The sequence below is a fragment of the Sphingomonas sp. ATCC 31555 genome (genome assembly GCF_000282895.1).
Classification (GTDB): domain Bacteria; phylum Pseudomonadota; class Alphaproteobacteria; order Sphingomonadales; family Sphingomonadaceae; genus Sphingomonas.
In genome coordinates this window covers 1-16,356 of the sequence record NZ_ALBQ01000039.1, presented here as the reverse complement: position 1 = coordinate 16,356, position 16,356 = coordinate 1, and the positions used below count along the sequence as shown (strand labels likewise).

12 protein-coding genes and 1 tRNA gene are annotated in these 16,356 nt (G+C 68.3%); 5 read left to right on the top strand and 8 right to left on the bottom strand.

Annotated elements, in window-relative coordinates:
* Position 1: 1 nt before the first annotated feature.
* Positions 2–736 (bottom strand): CAF17-like 4Fe-4S cluster assembly/insertion protein YgfZ, encoded by a 735-nt coding sequence (ygfZ, locus tag B215_RS0114715; protein ID WP_026009285.1) that lies wholly within the window; start codon positions 734–736, stop codon positions 2–4.
* A 46-nt stretch (positions 737–782) separates the two neighbouring features.
* Between ygfZ and B215_RS0114710 the strand changes: the two genes are divergently transcribed.
* On the top strand, positions 783–2,108 hold the full coding sequence (locus tag B215_RS0114710) for a dihydroorotase (protein WP_019370407.1): 1,326 nt from the start codon (positions 783–785) through the stop codon (positions 2,106–2,108).
* Positions 2,109–2,145: 37 nt separating this feature from the next.
* Here B215_RS0114710 and B215_RS0114705 read toward each other — a convergent pair whose 3' ends face one another.
* Positions 2,146–2,901 (bottom strand): DUF1134 domain-containing protein, encoded by a 756-nt coding sequence (locus B215_RS0114705; protein WP_019370406.1) that lies wholly within the window; start codon positions 2,899–2,901, stop codon positions 2,146–2,148.
* 156 nt (positions 2,902–3,057) lie between these two features.
* Between B215_RS0114705 and B215_RS0114700 the strand changes: the two genes are divergently transcribed.
* The 3 genes from B215_RS0114700 (at position 3,058) to B215_RS0114690 (ending at position 5,163) form a co-directional block, all read left to right on the top strand.
* A tRNA-Ser gene (locus B215_RS0114700) sits at positions 3,058–3,150 on the top strand.
* A 199-nt stretch (positions 3,151–3,349) separates the two neighbouring features.
* On the top strand, positions 3,350–4,732 hold the full coding sequence (locus tag B215_RS0114695; protein ID WP_019370405.1) for a phospholipase D-like domain-containing protein: 1,383 nt from the start codon (positions 3,350–3,352) through the stop codon (positions 4,730–4,732).
* Positions 4,733–4,767: 35 nt separating this feature from the next.
* Positions 4,768–5,163 (top strand): DUF4174 domain-containing protein, encoded by a 396-nt coding sequence (locus tag B215_RS0114690; protein WP_019370404.1) that lies wholly within the window; start codon positions 4,768–4,770, stop codon positions 5,161–5,163.
* Positions 5,164–5,172: 9 nt separating this feature from the next.
* Here B215_RS0114690 and B215_RS0114685 read toward each other — a convergent pair whose 3' ends face one another.
* The 3 genes from B215_RS0114685 to B215_RS0114675 all read right to left on the bottom strand — a co-directional run bounded on the left by B215_RS0114685 (position 5,173) and on the right by B215_RS0114675 (position 11,561).
* Positions 5,173–7,485 (bottom strand): GH92 family glycosyl hydrolase, encoded by a 2,313-nt coding sequence (locus B215_RS0114685; RefSeq protein ID WP_019370403.1) that lies wholly within the window; start codon positions 7,483–7,485, stop codon positions 5,173–5,175.
* A gap of 189 nt (positions 7,486–7,674) precedes the next feature.
* The gene (locus tag B215_RS0114680) at positions 7,675–9,480 is read right to left on the bottom strand and encodes a M14 family metallopeptidase (RefSeq protein WP_152997758.1); all 1,806 of its coding nucleotides are present in this window, start codon (positions 9,478–9,480) and stop codon (positions 7,675–7,677) included.
* Positions 9,481–9,500: 20 nt separating this feature from the next.
* Positions 9,501–11,561 (bottom strand): TonB-dependent siderophore receptor, encoded by a 2,061-nt coding sequence (locus B215_RS0114675; RefSeq protein WP_019370401.1) that lies wholly within the window; start codon positions 11,559–11,561, stop codon positions 9,501–9,503.
* Positions 11,562–11,950: 389 nt separating this feature from the next.
* On the opposite strand from B215_RS0114675, the gene B215_RS0114670 reads away from it, so the two are divergent.
* Entirely contained in the window at positions 11,951–13,519 is a 1,569-nt protein-coding gene (locus B215_RS0114670) for an aldehyde dehydrogenase (NADP(+)) (protein WP_019370400.1), read from the top strand.
* A 70-nt stretch (positions 13,520–13,589) separates the two neighbouring features.
* Here B215_RS0114670 and B215_RS20210 read toward each other — a convergent pair whose 3' ends face one another.
* The 3 genes from B215_RS20210 to B215_RS0114655 form a co-directional block, all read right to left on the bottom strand.
* Positions 13,590–13,991: an endonuclease domain-containing protein gene (locus tag B215_RS20210; protein ID WP_037513874.1), complete on the bottom strand. Its 402-nt coding sequence runs from the start codon at positions 13,989–13,991 to the stop codon at positions 13,590–13,592.
* 66 nt (positions 13,992–14,057) lie between these two features.
* Positions 14,058–15,434 carry a glutamate--cysteine ligase gene (locus B215_RS0114660; protein ID WP_019370398.1) on the bottom strand — a complete coding sequence of 459 codons (1,377 nt, stop codon included), beginning with the start codon at positions 15,432–15,434 and terminating at the stop codon, positions 14,058–14,060.
* A 57-nt stretch (positions 15,435–15,491) separates the two neighbouring features.
* Complete coding sequence (locus B215_RS0114655; RefSeq protein WP_019370397.1) at positions 15,492–16,232, bottom strand: 16S rRNA (uracil(1498)-N(3))-methyltransferase; 741 nt, start codon at positions 16,230–16,232, stop codon at positions 15,492–15,494.
* Between the last annotated feature and the right edge of the window lie 124 nt (positions 16,233–16,356).

Genomic DNA, 16,356 nt, shown 5'->3' with positions numbered 1-16,356 from the left:
CTCAGGCTTCGACTGCCAGCGCTGCCGCAAGCCAATCTGGGACGAGCGCGTCGCCGAGCGATTCGACCCGGCGCAGCTCGACCATCTTGCCGAGCGCGGGATAGCTGGCGCGGGTGCGGTCGCCCGGTTCGCCGAGCGGAGCAACGACCAGCCGGCGGTTCACCTTGGCGCGATAGTGCATGCGCGCGGTGTTCTCCTGGCCGACATAGCAGCCTTTGGTGAAGCTGACGCCGTTCAGTTCCTGGGCATTGCATTCCAGCCACAAGGTCTTGTCGCTGCCCAGCTCGGCCGGCCCTTCGGTCACGCCCTGGGCGAGCCGGTGCGCCTGCCAGGCGGCGCTGGCGCTGCCTCCCGACACGGGCGCGAGCCACCGATAGCCGAGCGCCGCGAGGCGGGGATCCGCCACGGCGCGCGCGCGCGGTGCGAGCGACCAGTGGACACCGGCATCGATCGGCTCGATGCTGATGGCCCGGCGGAGCCGGTACATGCTCAGCCGGCGGACAAGCGACTCCTGCACGGTGGCGTCGCAGTCGATCAGGATCGCATCGCCGTCCGCCCAGAGCAGGAAGTCGAACAATGCCTTGCCCTGCGGCGTGAGCAGCCCCGCCCATTGCGGCGTATCGGGCGTGACGCGGGCGAGGTCCTGCGTCAGCAGGCCCTGCAGAAATCCGCGAACATCGTCGCCGGTGAGGCGGAGCAGCGCGCGATCGTCGAGCCAGGTGCTGGTATCGTCCATGCCGAACAGGTAGGACGCCGCCAACGCTCACGAAAGAGGCAAAGCCATGGCGAATGTCGAACTCAAGCTGCGCGGCGGCCGCGTGCACCTTCCCAGCGGACCTGCAGAAGTCGATGTCGGGGTCTCCGGCGGCAAGATCGTCGCGATCGGGGATGTCGGCGATGCGGGCGAGACGATAGACTGCACCGGGCTGGACGTGCTGCCGGGCGTGATCGACAGCCAGGTGCATTTCCGCGAACCGGGGCTGGAAGTGAAGGAAGACCTGGAGAGCGGCAGCCGCTCCGCCGTGCTGGGCGGCGTCACCGCGGTTTTCGAAATGCCGAACACCAAGCCGAATACCGATAGCGCGGCGGCGGTAGCCGACAAGCTGAACCGCGCGCACCACCGCATGTGGTGCGACCATGCCTTTTATGTCGGCGCCACCAACAACAACGCCGAGCATCTGGCCGAGCTGGAGCGGCTGCCGGGCACGGCCGGCGTGAAGATCTTCATGGGCGCCTCGACCGGCGACCTGCTGGTATCGGACGACGCCAATCTCGCGCGCGTGCTGGCCTCGGGCCATCGCCGCGTGGCGATCCATGCCGAGGACGAGTTCCGCATGCAGGAACGCCTGGGCGAGCGCGTCCCCGGCGATCCTTCCTCGCACCCGGTATGGCGCGACGACGAAAGCGCGATCCTGGCCACCAGGCGCATCCTTCGGCTGGCTCGTGAAGCGCGGCGGCGGATCCATGTGCTCCACGTCACCACGCCCGCCGAGCTGGAGCTGCTGGGCCAGCACAAGGACATCGCGACGTGCGAAGTCACGCCCCAGCACCTGACGCTGGCGGGCGAAGAGGCCTATCCGAGCATCGGCACCTTCGCGCAGATGAACCCGCCGATCCGTTCCGGCGCGCATCGTGACGGGCTGTGGCACTGGCTGCGCCAGGGCGTGCCCGACGTGCTCGGTTCGGATCACGCGCCGCATACCCGCGAGGAAAAGGCAAAGGCCTATCCGGACAGCCCCAGCGGCATGCCCGGCGTGCAGACGCTGCTGCCGCTGATGCTCAACCATGTCGCGCAAGGCCGGCTGACGCTGCAGCGGCTGATCGATCTGACCAGCGCCGGCCCGCAGCGCATCTTCGGCATCGTCGGCAAGGGGAGGATCGTGCCCGGCTATGATGCCGACTTCACCGTGGTGGACCTGAAGGCCCGCTGGACGGTGGAGGAAAGCTGGCTTGCGTCGCGCTGCGGCTGGTCGCCGTTCACCGGCATGGAGCTGACAGGCCGGCCGGTCGGCACGATCATCCGCGGCAATCGGGTGATGTGGGAAGCCGAACTGGCGAACCAGGCGATCGGCGAGCCGGTGCGGTTCGAGGCAGTCGCGTTCGGCTGAGGGGACGGGGCGGGGCTGCGGCCCCCCCCGCCTGCGATCAGAAGGGCAGCCAGCGCTGCTTTTCGCTGAACTTCATGTAACCGGCATTGACCCCCAGCCGCCAGCCCACGCCCAGCCGCACCGGGATCAGCACCACGTCGCCGCGGCGGAGATACGAGGCGGAGAAGCCGCCGACCAGATAGGCATGGCCTTCGCCCTGCGGGTAGCGCTTGTACAGCTCCTGCGTGTCGTAGAGATTGTAGACCAGCACGAACACTTTGTTGGCGTCGCCGCCGAGATCGAAGCCGATCGACGGGCCGGTCCAATAGACCGGGCGCTGGCCTTCCACCTTGTGGAACATCTCGCCCTTGCCATAGCGCAGGCCGACGCCGATCGCGCCGGAGGCTTCGTTGCCCGCGATATAGGCGTTCGGCTTTCCCTGATCTTTCAGAATGTCTTCGATCAGCTTGGCAAGGCCCGACGCGCCCTTGCCGAACACGCCCTCGGCGGCGGCGAGCAGATCGTCCCGCTCGAACGTGTCGGTAGCGGCCTGGCGCGCGGTGGTCGCGGCGGGATCGGCGGGAACCGGCGCGGCGGGCGCCGCCGGTGCCGGCACGGCAGGCGGCGGATCGCCGGCCGGCGGATAGGATTGCTGATCCTGCGCGGGCGGTGGGCTAGTCGGGGGCGGCGAATTCAGGTCCGAATCGATCGCGGTATTGGGATCGATCGTCGTCATCTGCGCCGCTGCAGGCGTAATGCCGAGCGCGAACGCCGCCGCCGCTGCTAGAACCGTGAACCTACCCAATCGCATCATCAACCCTACCAAACCCGCTGCACCTCCGCGCATCCTAGGGGCGCGGGCCTGTCGCGGCAATGAATGGAAGCCCAGACGAGTCGATTTCGCGTTCGGGCGGTTAATCCCGTTGATTGCCGGCGACGGTCTCGTTATAGGGCTCGCCTCGGCGCTTCCGGAGACGTGGGTGAGTGGCTGAAACCAGCGGTTTGCTAAACCGCCGTACGGGGATTACTCGTACCGAGGGTTCGAATCCCTCCGTCTCCGCCATCACGACCGCCCGGTCGCGCTGAAGCAGCCCTGTCCTCCCCGGCAACCCCGCTCGATCGGCTCGTCGCAGCGATGGAAATCTTCCTGTCCATTGGGGTTTCTCCCGGTTAGCGCTCCGGCACGAACGCGTCATCAACCCAGGGAGTATCGGGTGAGCTTGAACGGCAAGGCATTCTGGCGCGTCGAGCGGGCGACCCGGATGAGCGTCCTCATCGATGCCGATAGCTATTTCAAGAACGCTCGGCTTGCGATGCTGAAGGCGCGGCGTCGGATCATGCTGATCGGCTGGGACTTCGATGCGCGCATCGCGCTGACCGATTCGAAGCGCGAGGAAGGCGAGCCCGCCAAGGTGGGCGATTTCATCTACTGGCTGGTCGAGCGCAACCCGGACCTGGAGATCTTCCTGCTGCGCTGGGACGTGGGGGCGCTGAAGACGCTGACCCGCGGTTCCACCATCTTCACGCTGGCGCGGTGGATGCGGCATCCGCGCATCCATACGAAGCTGGACAGCGCGCACCCGGTGGGCGCCTCGCACCATCAGAAGATCGTCGTGATCGACGATTGTCTCGCCTTTTGCGGCGGCATCGACATGACGAGCGGCCGCTGGGACACGCGCCGGCATCGCGACGTCGAACCGCGCCGCGCCGCGCCCAGCGGCAAGCCCTATATGCCCTGGCACGATGCGACCACGGCCCTGCAGGGGCCCGTCGCGGCGGCGCTGGGGGAACTCGCGCGCGATCGCTGGCAGCGGGCGGGCGGGCATGCGCTCCCCCCGGTCGCCGAGACGACGGACTGCTGGCCGAAAGGCCTCGCCACCGCGTTCCGGCAGGTCGAGGTTGGCATCGCGCGAACCTCGCCGGAACTGCCCGATTACCCCGAAGTGCGCGAGATCGAGGCGCTGTTCCTCGAGCAGATCGCGTCGGCGAAGGTCTCGATCTACGCCGAGAGCCAGTATTTCGCGTCGCGGCGCATTGCCGAGGCGATCGCCGCCAGGCTGGCGGAAGCCGATGGCCCGGAGATCGTGATCGTCAACCCGGAGCACGCCCAGGGCTGGCTGGAGCCGATCGCGATGGACACGGCGCGCGCGCGCCTTGTCGCGGCGCTGAAGCAGCGCGATGTCCATGATCGTTTCCGCCTCTATCATCCCTACACGGCCAAGGGCGTGGCGATCTACGTGCATGCCAAGGTGATGATCGTCGACGGCCGCACGTTGCGCATCGGATCGGCGAACATGAACAATCGTTCGATGGGCCTGGATACCGAATGCGACATCACCATCGATGCCGGGGACGAAGGCGCCGAGGCCATCCGCGCGATCCGCGACGGCCTGATCGCGGAGCATCTGGGCCTGCCCGCCGCGCGCGTGGCGGCGCAGATCGATGCGCAGGGATCGCTGATCGCCGCCATCGAGGCGCTGCGCGGGCCGGGGCGCTCGCTTCGTCCGTACGAAGTTCCCGATCTCAACGCGGTCGAGGGCTGGCTGGCGGACAATGAGGTGCTGGATCCCGAAAGCCCCTCCGAGATGTTCGAGGCGACGGCGAAGCGCGGACTCTTCCGTCGCCTGCGCCATCCGTTCGGCTAACGGAAACGCCGGAACGGTCCGCGCGTTGGAGGCGCATGATCTTGGGGAAGCTGCTCATGACCGCCTCGCTGATCGCAGCCGCCTCCACCAGCGTCGCCGCGATGCAGTGGCAGAAGCGGGTCCTGCTGGTCAGCGCGCCACAGGCGAACGACCCCGCGCGCGCCGAGCAGCGCCGTATCGTCGCCGGCTGGAAGGCGGGCGCGGTGGAACGCGACCTTGCGGTGGTGGAAATCGTCGGTGATCGGGTGCTGGGCGCAAGCGATGCGCCGGCCGCGCTGCGGCAGCGCTACGGCCTGTCCTCCGCCGCCTTCGGCGTGGTGCTGATCGGCAAGGATGGCGGCGTGAAGCTGCGGCAGACGCGGCCCATCCCCGCCGCCATTCTCGAAGAGACGATCGACGCGATGCCCATGCGGCGCGCAGGCAAGCGCTAGCGCGTCACCTCACCGGCGATAGCCGTCCGGCGGCGCGGTGAAGCGGGTGGCCCAGCCGCGCGGAGCCGACCCCATCTCGAGTTCGAGCGTGCCGCCGGCCGCCAGTTCGGCATGGCGGATCCAGGCGCGGTCGATCGCCTTGCCGTTCAGCCGCGCGGCAGTGACATAGCGGTTCTCCGGCGAGGTGCCGGTGGCGCGGATGGTGAAGAACCGGCCGCGTTCCAGCGCGATCCGGCTCGTTTCGAAGATCGGTGCGCCGATATAGTAATAGGGCTGGCCGGCATTGGGATAGAGCCCCATCGCGTTCCACACATACCAGCTCGACATCGCGCCGGCATCGTCGTTGCCGGGTAGGCCGGTGCGGCTCAGGCGATAGTGCTTGCCCATCAGGTCGCGGACGATCTCCACGGTGCGATCCGGGCGTCCGGCATGGATGTAGAGGAACGGGGCGAGCAGATCGGGCTCGTTGCCCTGCGAATAATGGCCGTCGAACAGCCGATCCAGCCAGGTGACGAAGCCGCGATCGCCGCCGGTCTTGGCGATCAGCCCGGCGACGTCGTGCGGCACATAGGTGGAGAATTGCAGCGCATTGCCTTCGTAGAAGGGCGCTTCCCACCACGGCGTCGATCGATCGGGATATTCGTAGGTGCAGCGATAATTTTCCAGCCAGGTGCCGTCGGGGTAGCGCGGCCGGATGCAGCCGATCCGGTCGTCCCACAGGTTGCGCCAGTTGCCGGCGCGGGCGCGATAGCGTTTCGCCTCCTCGGCCTTGCCCAACTGGCTCGCAACCGCGCCGATCGCGAAATCGTCATAGGCATATTCCAGCGTGCGCGAGGCGGAACGCGGCTGAGTGATCGAGACATAGCCGAGCGCCTTGTAATCCTGCAGCACCCGGCCCTGCAGGAACGGTGCGTCGCTCTCCACCTCGGCGTTCTTCTTGAGCGCCTGATAGGCGAGCTCGACATCGAAGCCGCCCAGGCCCTTCACCACCGCGTCGGCGATCACCACGTCTCCGTTCGATCCGCCCTGGGTCATGCCGTTGCCGCCGGCGATCCGCGCATCGGGCATCCAGCCGGTGTGGCGATAAGTGTCGATCAGCGATCGGATCATGGCGCGCTGGCGATCGGGCTGGATCAGCGTGAGCAGCGGATGCACGGTGCGGAATGTGTCCCACAGCGTGTAGAAATCCTCATAATGCGGCTCGCTCGACTGCCACCAGGCGTTTTCGCCGGTCAGGTCGTGCGGCATGGTGTGGGCGCGGTAGAGCGCGGTGTAGAAGATGCGCCGCTGTTCCTCGCTGCCGCCGGTGACGGCGATTTTCGAGAGTGCCGCGTTCCACTGCGTCTTTGCGCGCGCGGCGGCGGCGTCGAAATCCCAATCGGGCAGTTCGGCGGCGAGGTTGGCGCGGGCCTTGTCCTCGCTCAGGAACGAGACCGCCAGCTTCATGCGCACGTCGCGGCCCTGGGCGGGATCGAAGGTGAAATAGGTGCCCAGCCGGTTGGCGAACTCCATGCGGCTGTCATATTCGATCATCAGGCCCTGGCGATCGGCCGGTGCCTTGGTCTGGGTGCCACCCTCCGCCGTGACGGCGCCGGGCAGCGTCTCCATCGCGCCCTGCTTCGCCTTCCAGGCACCGAACGCGCGGGCGGGGCGATCGAAGGTCGCGTAGAAATAGAGCTTGTACGGAACCGGGTTCCACCCGCCTTCCACTTCGGTCCAGCCGGCCATGCTGTGGTCGTCGATCAGCCGGACATGCGCCTTGCGCGTCCGCTGGCCGGATCCCCGCATCGCGATCACCGAACTGGCGTCCAGCACGACATGGGCGGGCGCCCCGGCCGGGAAGGTGAAGCGCTGGAAACCGGCGAGGCGCGAGGCGGTCAGCTCGACTTGGGTGGTGCCGCTTTCCGCGCTGGCCAGGCCGACCCGGTAATAGCCGGGGGACGCGGCCTCGCCCTCGCGGTCGTAGTGGAGATGCGCGACGCGCAGCGGGCCGCTGATCGGGGTGACGCGAAAATTGCCGTACTTGGCCGATCCGCCGGTGCCGCTGACATGGGTGTAGCTGAATCCCAGGATCGGGCTGTGCGAATCATAGCCGTTGGTGTCGCCGTTGGTGGTGTCCGGGCTCAGCGAGACGAACCCGAACGGCACGCCGGCGCCCGGCACGGTATTGCCGCCCGCGACCCCGCCGCCGTCCACGCCGACAAAGGGATCGACATCGGCGGTGTGATCCTGCGGGGCAGGGGAATGCTGCGGAGCGGGTACGGGCGCTGCCGAGGCCAGCAGCAGGAATGCCGGCACGGTCGCCGGGGCAAGGATGCGCATCAACGGAAATGTCCTGCTTGGATCAGGAAAGGCAGGAACGGCGGACGCGCGTCTGCGGCACGGCGCGCGCTGTGCGTACGCCCGATCGTGCCGGCTTGATGCTGATCCCCGCCATGCTGCCCCTCCTGCAGCCAGGGTCATTCCAGCCCCGCACTGGTTTTGCAAGCGGGGTCCGCTTCCGCCTGCTTCTCAGCGCAACTCGCGTGCGATCGGATAGCGCAGCACGAACGGATGGCCAGGTCCGGCCTGGGCATGCAGCCAGGCGAGCCGCGCGTCCCCGTCCGCCGCGAAGCGGGGCTCGTCACGCAGCTTCGCCTCGAATGCGGCTTTGATCGCCGGATCGGTCGCCAACAGCCGCTCGCCGAGCGCGGCGAGGATGAAGGCGTCGGTGCTCGGCGGAGGCCCGAGCATCTCGGGGAAGAAGCCCCAGGCCAGGAAGGAATCCTGGCTTTCGGGTTCGAGCAACGCGGCGGCGAGCAGGCCCAGCGGTTGATCGGCGGGAACGCGCACGCTGCCGGCGGGCATCACCTCCTCCACGTCGCCATGGACGAAGCCGGCGGTGATCGGCACGCGCCCTTCGATCGGCTGCTTGAGCTTCGGGTCGATCAGCCGCACGCGATCCACGGTCAGCGTGCGCGGCGCGGCGATCGTCTCGAAGGCGATGCCGTGCACCCGCAGCCGATCGATCACCTCCGCCTGTTCGGGCGGAATCCACCACGCCTTGGGTAGCCGCACCGTCTCGGTCGGCCGCTGGCCGATGATCGGCATGCGGAAGTGGATCGGCTTGCCCGTCCAGCGCTGCTCCATCCGCCCCGATGCGGGGGAGGAATACCATTCGAACGCGACGCCCTTGAACTGCTCGATCCAGCCGATCGGCGTTTCGGCGGGCGTCCAGCGGGTGAGCAATTCGGCCGGACGGCTGGCGCGGTCGCGGGCCTTGGCCTCGGCGATCCGCGCCGTGTCGCTCGCCGCGATGCGCAGTGCGGCTTCCATCAGCACATAGGTGCCGAGCACGCGCTGGCGATAGGGCTTCAGCATGTGGTTCTCGACCAGCACCGTCGGCATGCCGATGAAGTCGCCATAGCCGGTCGAATAGCGCGGGCCTTCGGGACTGTAGCGGATGCCCTTTTCGGGCGCCCGCGTGTCGATCGGGCTGGGGTAGATGGTGGGGGTGTGCCCCGCCTTGCTCAGCGCCGCCGCCACCGCCGGGCCGAAGCGCTGCTCCAGCCAGTCGGCGGTGGCGCGGTGCCGGGCGTATTTGCCCCAGCCGGCATAGGTGAAGGTGATGTCATACTGCATGTCGAAGCCTTCGCTGACATGGCAGTCGACATACAGGATCGGATCGAGCTGCCGGATCAGCCCGATCATCGCGCGCGTCTCCGGCGCATCGACCTTGCCGTAATCGCGGTTGAGATCGATGTTGCGGGCGTTGGCGTCGCGTCCTTTCTCGGCCGGGCCGCGCAGATGCACGAAGTTCCACGGGCTCCGCTGCTCGTGCCCGTCGATATTGTAGATCGGCACGAAGACCAGATCGACGCGGTCGAGCAGGTCGTCCTTGCCGCGCAGCGCGATGTCGCGCAGCAGCATCAGCCCGGCATCCTTGCCGTCGATCTCGCCGGGATGGATGCCGCCCTGGATCAGCACCACCGGCTTGGCCGCGCCGCCCTTGCTTGCGCGGACATAGAGCATGTCGCGGCCTTCGCCAGTGCGCCCGAAGCTGGCGAGCGTGATCAGCGGCGAAGCGGCGTCGAGCCGTTCCAGCCAGGCGCGCACCTCGCCGTAGCGGGGTGTCGTCCGGAACCCCGCCGCCTCGGCCGGGGTGATCCAGGGATCCCCCGGCGCGGCGACCAGCGCCTCGCTCTTTCCGGACCAGGGCAATGCCGGCGGCAGGTCGAGCACGTCCTGCGCCGGTGCGGGCACGGCGTGCCCGGCGAGCAGGGTGGCGAGGATCGTCGCGGCGCGGCGAAGCGTGAAGCGGGGCATCGTCTCTTTCATCCAGCTGATGTCCGGGCGCGTCAGAAGCGCGCGCGCAGCCCGATCGTGGCGGTCCGCGGCGCGCCCGGCTGCACCCATAACGGGCTATAGCTGTTCGCATACCAATGTTCATCGAACAGGTTGGATACCGTGCCGAACAGCTGCAGCCGCTCGGTCAGTGCCACTTCGCCGAACGCGCGGGCCAGCGTGTGGGCGGGCAGGGTGAAGCGCGTGCCCGTCTCGCCCGCGCGATCGCCGATATATTGCACGCCACCGCCGAACCGCGCCTTCAGCCCCGCGATGGTCACGTCGCGCGCCAGCTGCACGTTCAGGTTGTGGTCGGGAATGTTGATCAGCCGGTCGCCCGGCCGGATTTGAAACGAGAAATTGGGATCGAGCACGCTCGAGCGCGCCTCGGCGTCGACATAGGCGTAGCTGAGCAGCAATTCGACCTCGCCGGGCAGCTTGCCGGTCAGGTCCACTTCCACGCCGCGGCTGCGCGCCTTGCCGATCGCCACCGAGAAGCCCGGATTGTTGGTGTCGCTGGCCAGCACGTTGCGCTTGTGCATCTCGAACACCGCGACCGTGCCGGTCAGCCGCCCGCCAAAGGCCGCCAGCTTGACGCCGGCCTCGATCGAGCGCGTGGTCTCCGGCTCGAAGATCACGCCCGCCGCGTCGGTGCCGACATTGGCGCGATAGCCTTCGCCATAGCTGGCATAGAGGCTCAGCGGATCGCTCAGGCGGTAAACGATGCCGGCCTGCGGGCTGAACCGCTCGCGCGTCCGCCTGCTGGTGACGCGCGTCAGATCGTTGTCGGTCTGCAGCAGCAGGTGGTCGTAGCGCCCGCCCAAGCGGATCTGCAGCCGCTCGGTCAGGCTGATCTGGTCCTGCAGATAGGCGCCGGTGGCGCGCTGAAGGTCGCGGCGGTCGGTGTTCACGGCCGGCGTCGGCAGCGGGAACCGGCCGTATACGGGGTTGAGAATGTCGATCACATAGCCGGCCTGGTCGCTGGGCGCGGACGAGAGTGCCGGCGGGCGGAAGCGGGTGAACACCTGATCGTACAGGAACCGGTCATGGTCCGCCCCGATCAGCACGCGGTGGCGCAGCGCGCCGGTGTCGAAATCGCCCGCAAGCTCGGCGCGGACCACCGTCTGTTCGGCGTCGTACACCCGGCTGCGGCGCTGCCGCGACAGCGAGCGGCCGTCGCGGAACAGCTTCTGGCGCGAGGCGACCAGCTCGGCATCGGAGGAGAAACCGGTAAGCAGCGTGTCGCGGTGGCTGGCGCCTACATTGAGGCTCCAGCGATCGCTGAATTGATGCTGCACGCGCAGCTGGTGGCCGGTGGCGCGTGCGATGTTGTCGCCGTCGCCCGGCTCGCCGAGGAAGCGCGAGCGCGGCACGGTGTTGAAATCGCCGTTCAGCACCACGATGCCGCGATCGAACGGCGTTTCCACCCGCGTCCATTCGAAATCATAGGTCACTCGCGTCGCATCGCCCAGCGCGACGCCGAACGACGGCAGGAATCCCCAGCGCTTCTGGTGCACGGTGTCGCGGAAGGTGTCGCCGTCCTCGGCATAGCCGATCAGCCGCGCGGTGATTCCCTGCGTCAGCGCCAGATTGGCGTCGCCTTCGGCGCGGAAGCGGTTGAAGCTGCCATATTGCAGCCCGGCCGAACCGAAGCTGCGCCCCAGCTGCGCCTGTTTGGTGACGAGGTTGATCGTACCGCCCGGCTCGCCGCGCCCCAGCAGCGCCGCCGCCGGGCCCTTCAGCACTTCGATCCGCTCGATCCCGGCAACGTCGCGCTGCCCGCTGAACCCGCGCCCCGCGTTGAACCCGTTGACCAGATAGCCGCTCGGCAGATTCTCGTCGCCGGCAAAGCCCCGGATCGCAAAGGCGTCCCACAATCCGCCCAGCGTGTTCTGGCGGGCGACCGATGCGTTCAGGTCCAGCGCATCGGTGAGCCGGGTGACATTCTGCTCCTGCAGCGTCTGCTCGTCGATCACCGCGATCGACTGCGGTATCTCGCGCAGCGTGAAATTGCCGCGATAGGATTGGTCCACCCCGGTTACCGTTATCTCGCCGCGCTCACGCTCGCCCCGCATTTCTTCCTCGGACTGCGCGAAGGCCGGTGCACACGAAAGCAGGATGGCGGCGGGCAGGGCTCCGGCGAGCGAACCGGTACGAACAGAAAGGCGCAATGTGAACTCCCCCGTGATTGGTGCAGGTGCCGGCCAGGAACAGGGCGCACCCAAGGACGCAGTGCCGCGCGGATGCCGCGATCCGGCAATGGTGTGAGATGTTGTAACGTGATATTTCCTGCTGCACAAGCGAACGAATGCATGTTCGGGTCAGCACGGCTTACTCCGACAATTGACCGTTTCGTCACTCCGTGGTTGAACGGCGCGCGCGCGGCTCCTAAGTCGCGCACAGCGGGTGTTACCGCTAACGCCCTTTTATTAGAATCATCCTGGATCATCGGAGAGAGCTCAACATGGCGCTGACCGGAGAATTGTTCATCGCATCGAAGCGCGTCGCCCGCGACGCCGGCTTCCGCGCCGTTGCCGCCGCCACCGGCAGCGAGATCGAACCCAGCTTCAGCGTCGCGACGCTCGAAGATGTGGACGCCGCCTGCGCCGCTGCCGAGGCTGCGTTCCTGCCCTATTCGAGCTTGCCGCGCGAAGAGCGTGCCAAGTTCCTCGAAGCCATCGCCGAGGAGATCGAGGCGTTGGGCGACGAACTCGTCGAGCGCGCGATGCAGGAAAGCGGCCTGCCGCAGCCCCGCCTTCAGGGCGAGCGCGGTCGCACCGCCGGCCAGCTGCGCCTGTTCGCCAAGGAACTGCGCCTGGGCGATTATCTGCGCGTCCGCATCGACCATGCGATCCCCGATCGTGCGCCGCTGCCCAAGCCGGACCTGCGCCTGCGCATGGTGCCGCTGGGCCCGGTCGCGGTGTTCGGCGCGTCGAACTTCCCGCTCGCCTTCTCGACTGCGGGCGGTGACACCGCCTCGGCGCTTGCCGCCGGTTGCCCGGTGGTGGTGAAGGGCCATCCGGCGCATCCGGGCACGGCCGAGCTGGTCGCGACCGCGATCGCGCGCGCGGTGGAAAAGACCGGCATGCCCGAAGGCGTGTTCTCGATGGTCAGCGGCACGTCGAACGAACTGGGCAGCGCGCTGGTCAGCGATCCGCGCATCAAGGCGGTGGGCTTTACCGGCTCGCGTGGCGGTGGCTTGGCGCTGGTCCGCATCGCGCAGAGCCGCCCGGTGCCGATCCCCGTCTATGCCGAAATGAGCAGCATCAACCCCGTCTTCCTGCTGCCGGCGGCGCTGGAAGCCCGCGCCGAGGCGCTGGGCAAGGGCTATGTCGCCTCGGTGACGATGGGTGCCGGCCAGTTCTGCACCAACCCCGGCCTGGTGCTTGCGCTGGAAGGCCCGGCGCTCGAGCGGTTCCTGGCGGCCGCCAGCGAAGCGATGCTGGGCGCGGCGGCGCAGGTGATGCTCACCCCGAACATCCACAAGGCCTATGAGACCGGCGTGGCCAAGCTCGCCGGCGTCTCGACCGTGCAGCAGCTTGCCCAGGGCGTCGAAGCGCAGGGCCCGACCTGTGGCCGGGCTGCGCTGTTCACGATGAAGGGGGCGGACTTCATCGCCGATCCGAGCCATGCCGAGGAAATCTTCGGCGCGACCTCGCTGCTGGTGCGCTGCGCCGATACCGAGGAGCTGAAGAAGGTGGTGTCGCTGCTCGAAGGCCAGCTCACCACCACGCTGCACATGGACGATGCCGACATCGCGATCGCGCAGGATCTGCTGCCGTCGCTCGAGCGTCTGGCCGGCCGCATCCTGGCGAATGGCTGGCCGACCGGCGTCGAAGTTACCGACGCGATGGTCCATGGCGGGCCGTTCCCGTCGACCTCGGACGGCCGCAGCACCTCGGTGGGCACACTGGCGATCGACCGCTTCCTGCGCCCGGTGTCCTACCAGGACCTGCCGGAAGCCCTGCTCCCGGCCGAACTGCGCGACGGTGCCGGCGTGCCGGCACGCGTGGACGGCAAGCCGACGGTCTGAGCGTATTGGGGGTGGTGGATAACTCGCCACCCCCACTCAATCCTTCCCTTCGGAGGGACCGGGCCCGCCCTTAATCCTCCCCCGGAGGGGGAGGGGGACCGGCGAAGCCGGTGGAGGGGTACTCCCCACGGGCGACCCGGCCGATGTGCAGCACCACCGCCTCCACGTCCGCCAGAACCTCCGCCGCCGCGATCCGCAGTACCCGCACGCCCTGCGCCCGCAGCCATGCATCCCGCACGACATCCCGCGCCGGACGATCGCCGCGCGCATGTGCCTCGCCATCGACTTCGACAGCCAGCTTGTGCCGCGCGCAGAAGAAATCGAGTACATACGGACCGGCGGGATGTTGCCGCCGAAAGCGCAGCGCCTCCGGCCGCATGCGCAGTTCCTGCCATAGCAGCACTTCCGGCAGGCTCATCGCGCGCCGAAGTTTGGCTGCGCGCTTTTGGGCGGATTTAGGGGCGTGGAGCATGCGGCGACCTACCCCTCCACCAGCCTGCGGCTGGTCCCCCTCCCCCTCCGGGGGAGGATCAAGTCGTCAGAACTTCGCCTCGCCATAGACGCGCGTGATATCTCCCTGCCAGTCGCCATGGTAGCGATCGAGCAGCACCTGCGCCGGCACCTTGCCGGTCCGCACGATCTCGCGCAGCGGATCGAGGAAGCCGGATTCGTTGTCGCCCGAGCCGTTGAGCCGGGCACGCGCCTTGAGCCCCGCACCGGCGATCTCCAGCACTTCCCCAGCGATGTCCGCCAGCTTGCCGCCGCCGGGGAGGGGGGCATCCAACGCCAGCTTCGGCACCGCGCTGCGCAGCGCCTCGCGGCCTTCCATCGACCAGCCCTTCACCAGATCCCAGGCGGCATCGAGCGCGCCCGAATCGTAGAGCAGGCCAACCCAGAGCGCCGGCAGCGCGCAAATGCGGCCCCAGGGGCCGCCATCGGCGCCGCGCATCTCGAGGAACTGCTTCATCCGCACTTCGGGGAAGGCGGTGGAGAGATGGTCGGCCCAGTCGTCCATGGTCGGCAGCTCGCCGGGCAGGACCGACAGCTCGCCCTTCAGGAAGTCGCGGAAGCTGAGGCCGGCCGCGTCGATATATTTGCCGTCGCGGTAGACGAAGTACATCGGCACATCGAGCGCATAGTCGGCATAGCGCTCATAGCCGAAGCCGTCCTCGAACACGAAGGGCAGCATGCCGGTGCGCGCCGGATCGGTGTCGGACCAGATATGGCTGCGGTAGGAGAGATAGCCGTTGGGCCTGCCCTCGGTGAAGGGCGAGTTGGCGAACAGCGCGGTCGCCAGCGGCTGCAGCGCCAGGCCGACGCGGAACTTCTTCGCCATGTCGGCTTCGCTGGCATAGTCCAGGTTCACCTGGATCGTGCAGGTGCGCAGCATCATGTCGAGCCCGAGGCTGCCCACGCGCGGCATGTGGCGCAGCATGATCTCGTAGCGGCCCTTGGGCATGATCGGCAGCTCGGCGCGGGTCTTGTCCGGCCACATGCCCATGCCGAGGAAGCCGATGCCGAGCCGATCGCCGACCGCCTTCACTTGGCGGAGGTGGCGGCCGGTTTCGGCGCAAGTGTCGTGCAGGTTTTCCAGCGGCGCGCCGGAAAGCTCAAACTGGCCGGCGGGCTCCAGGCTGATCGCGCCGTCGGGGCCGGACAGGGCGATGACATGCTCGCCCTCGTAGATCGGCTTCCAGCCGAATTCGGTGAGGCCGATCAGCAGCGCATGGATGCCGCCGCGCTCTTCATAGCTGGGCGCGCGGTGGCTGCCGTCCATCCAATAGACGAACTTCTCGTGCTCGGTGCCGATGCGCCAGCGCTCCGCCGGCTTCTCGCCGTGCACGAAATATTCCACCAGCTGGGCGCGATCCTCGATGACCGCCGCGGTCTTGGTCGAAACGGTCTTGGTGCTCATTTTCGCGCCCTTAGCGGTGCCGGCGAAACGACGCCAGCGGATTTTTGTACCGTTCGGTTACCAGTCGCCGGCCGCGCCCATCCATAGGCTCACCGCCGCCGCCGCCGCCGTTTCGGCGCGCAGGATGCGTGGCCCGAGCGCGATGCCGATGGCTTGCGGAACGGCGCGGATCGATTCGCGTTCCTCCGTGTCAAATCCGCCCTCGGGACCGACGAGGATCGCGGCGGGGCCTGGATGGGCGCGCATCGCCCCGAGCGCGGGCACCCCGCCGGTCTCGTCGGCGAAGAACAGCGCGCGCTCCGTCGGCCAGTCGCGGAGCAGCGCGGGGAGCTTCACCGGCTCGACCAGCTCGGGCAGGGCGGTACGCCCGCATTGCTCGGCGGCCTCGATCATATGGGCACGCAGGCGATCCAGGTTGAGACGGTCGATTACCGTGCGGCGGGTGAGCACCGGCACCAGCCGCGCCACGCCCAGCTCGCAGGCCTTCTCGGCCACCCAGTCGATCCGGCCCTTCTTGATCGGCGCGGCGCACAGCCACAGGTCGGGCACCGGCTCCTGGCCGCGCAGCTGTTCGGTCACCTCCAGCATCAGCTCGCGCTTGCCGGTGTCGCGGACGATGCCCAGCCATTCGCCGCTGGCATTGTCGAACAGCTTCACTGCCTCGCCGGGCTTCATCCGCATCACCTGGCCCAGATAATGCGCCTGGGGGCCGTCGATCCGGCGCGGGCCGGGCTCGAGCGGGCCTTCGACGAACAGGCGGGGGGCGGATTGCGGCGGCCAGGCGGGGGTTGCGGGCATGGGCGTTGCTGTAGCCGCGGGCGGGCGGGTCCGTCCATGGCCTGGCCCATGGGTCCGCGCGCCCGATGCGAGGAATTACTGGCGCATGCCGCCCATGCCGTCGCCGCCCATGCCGCCGCTGCCC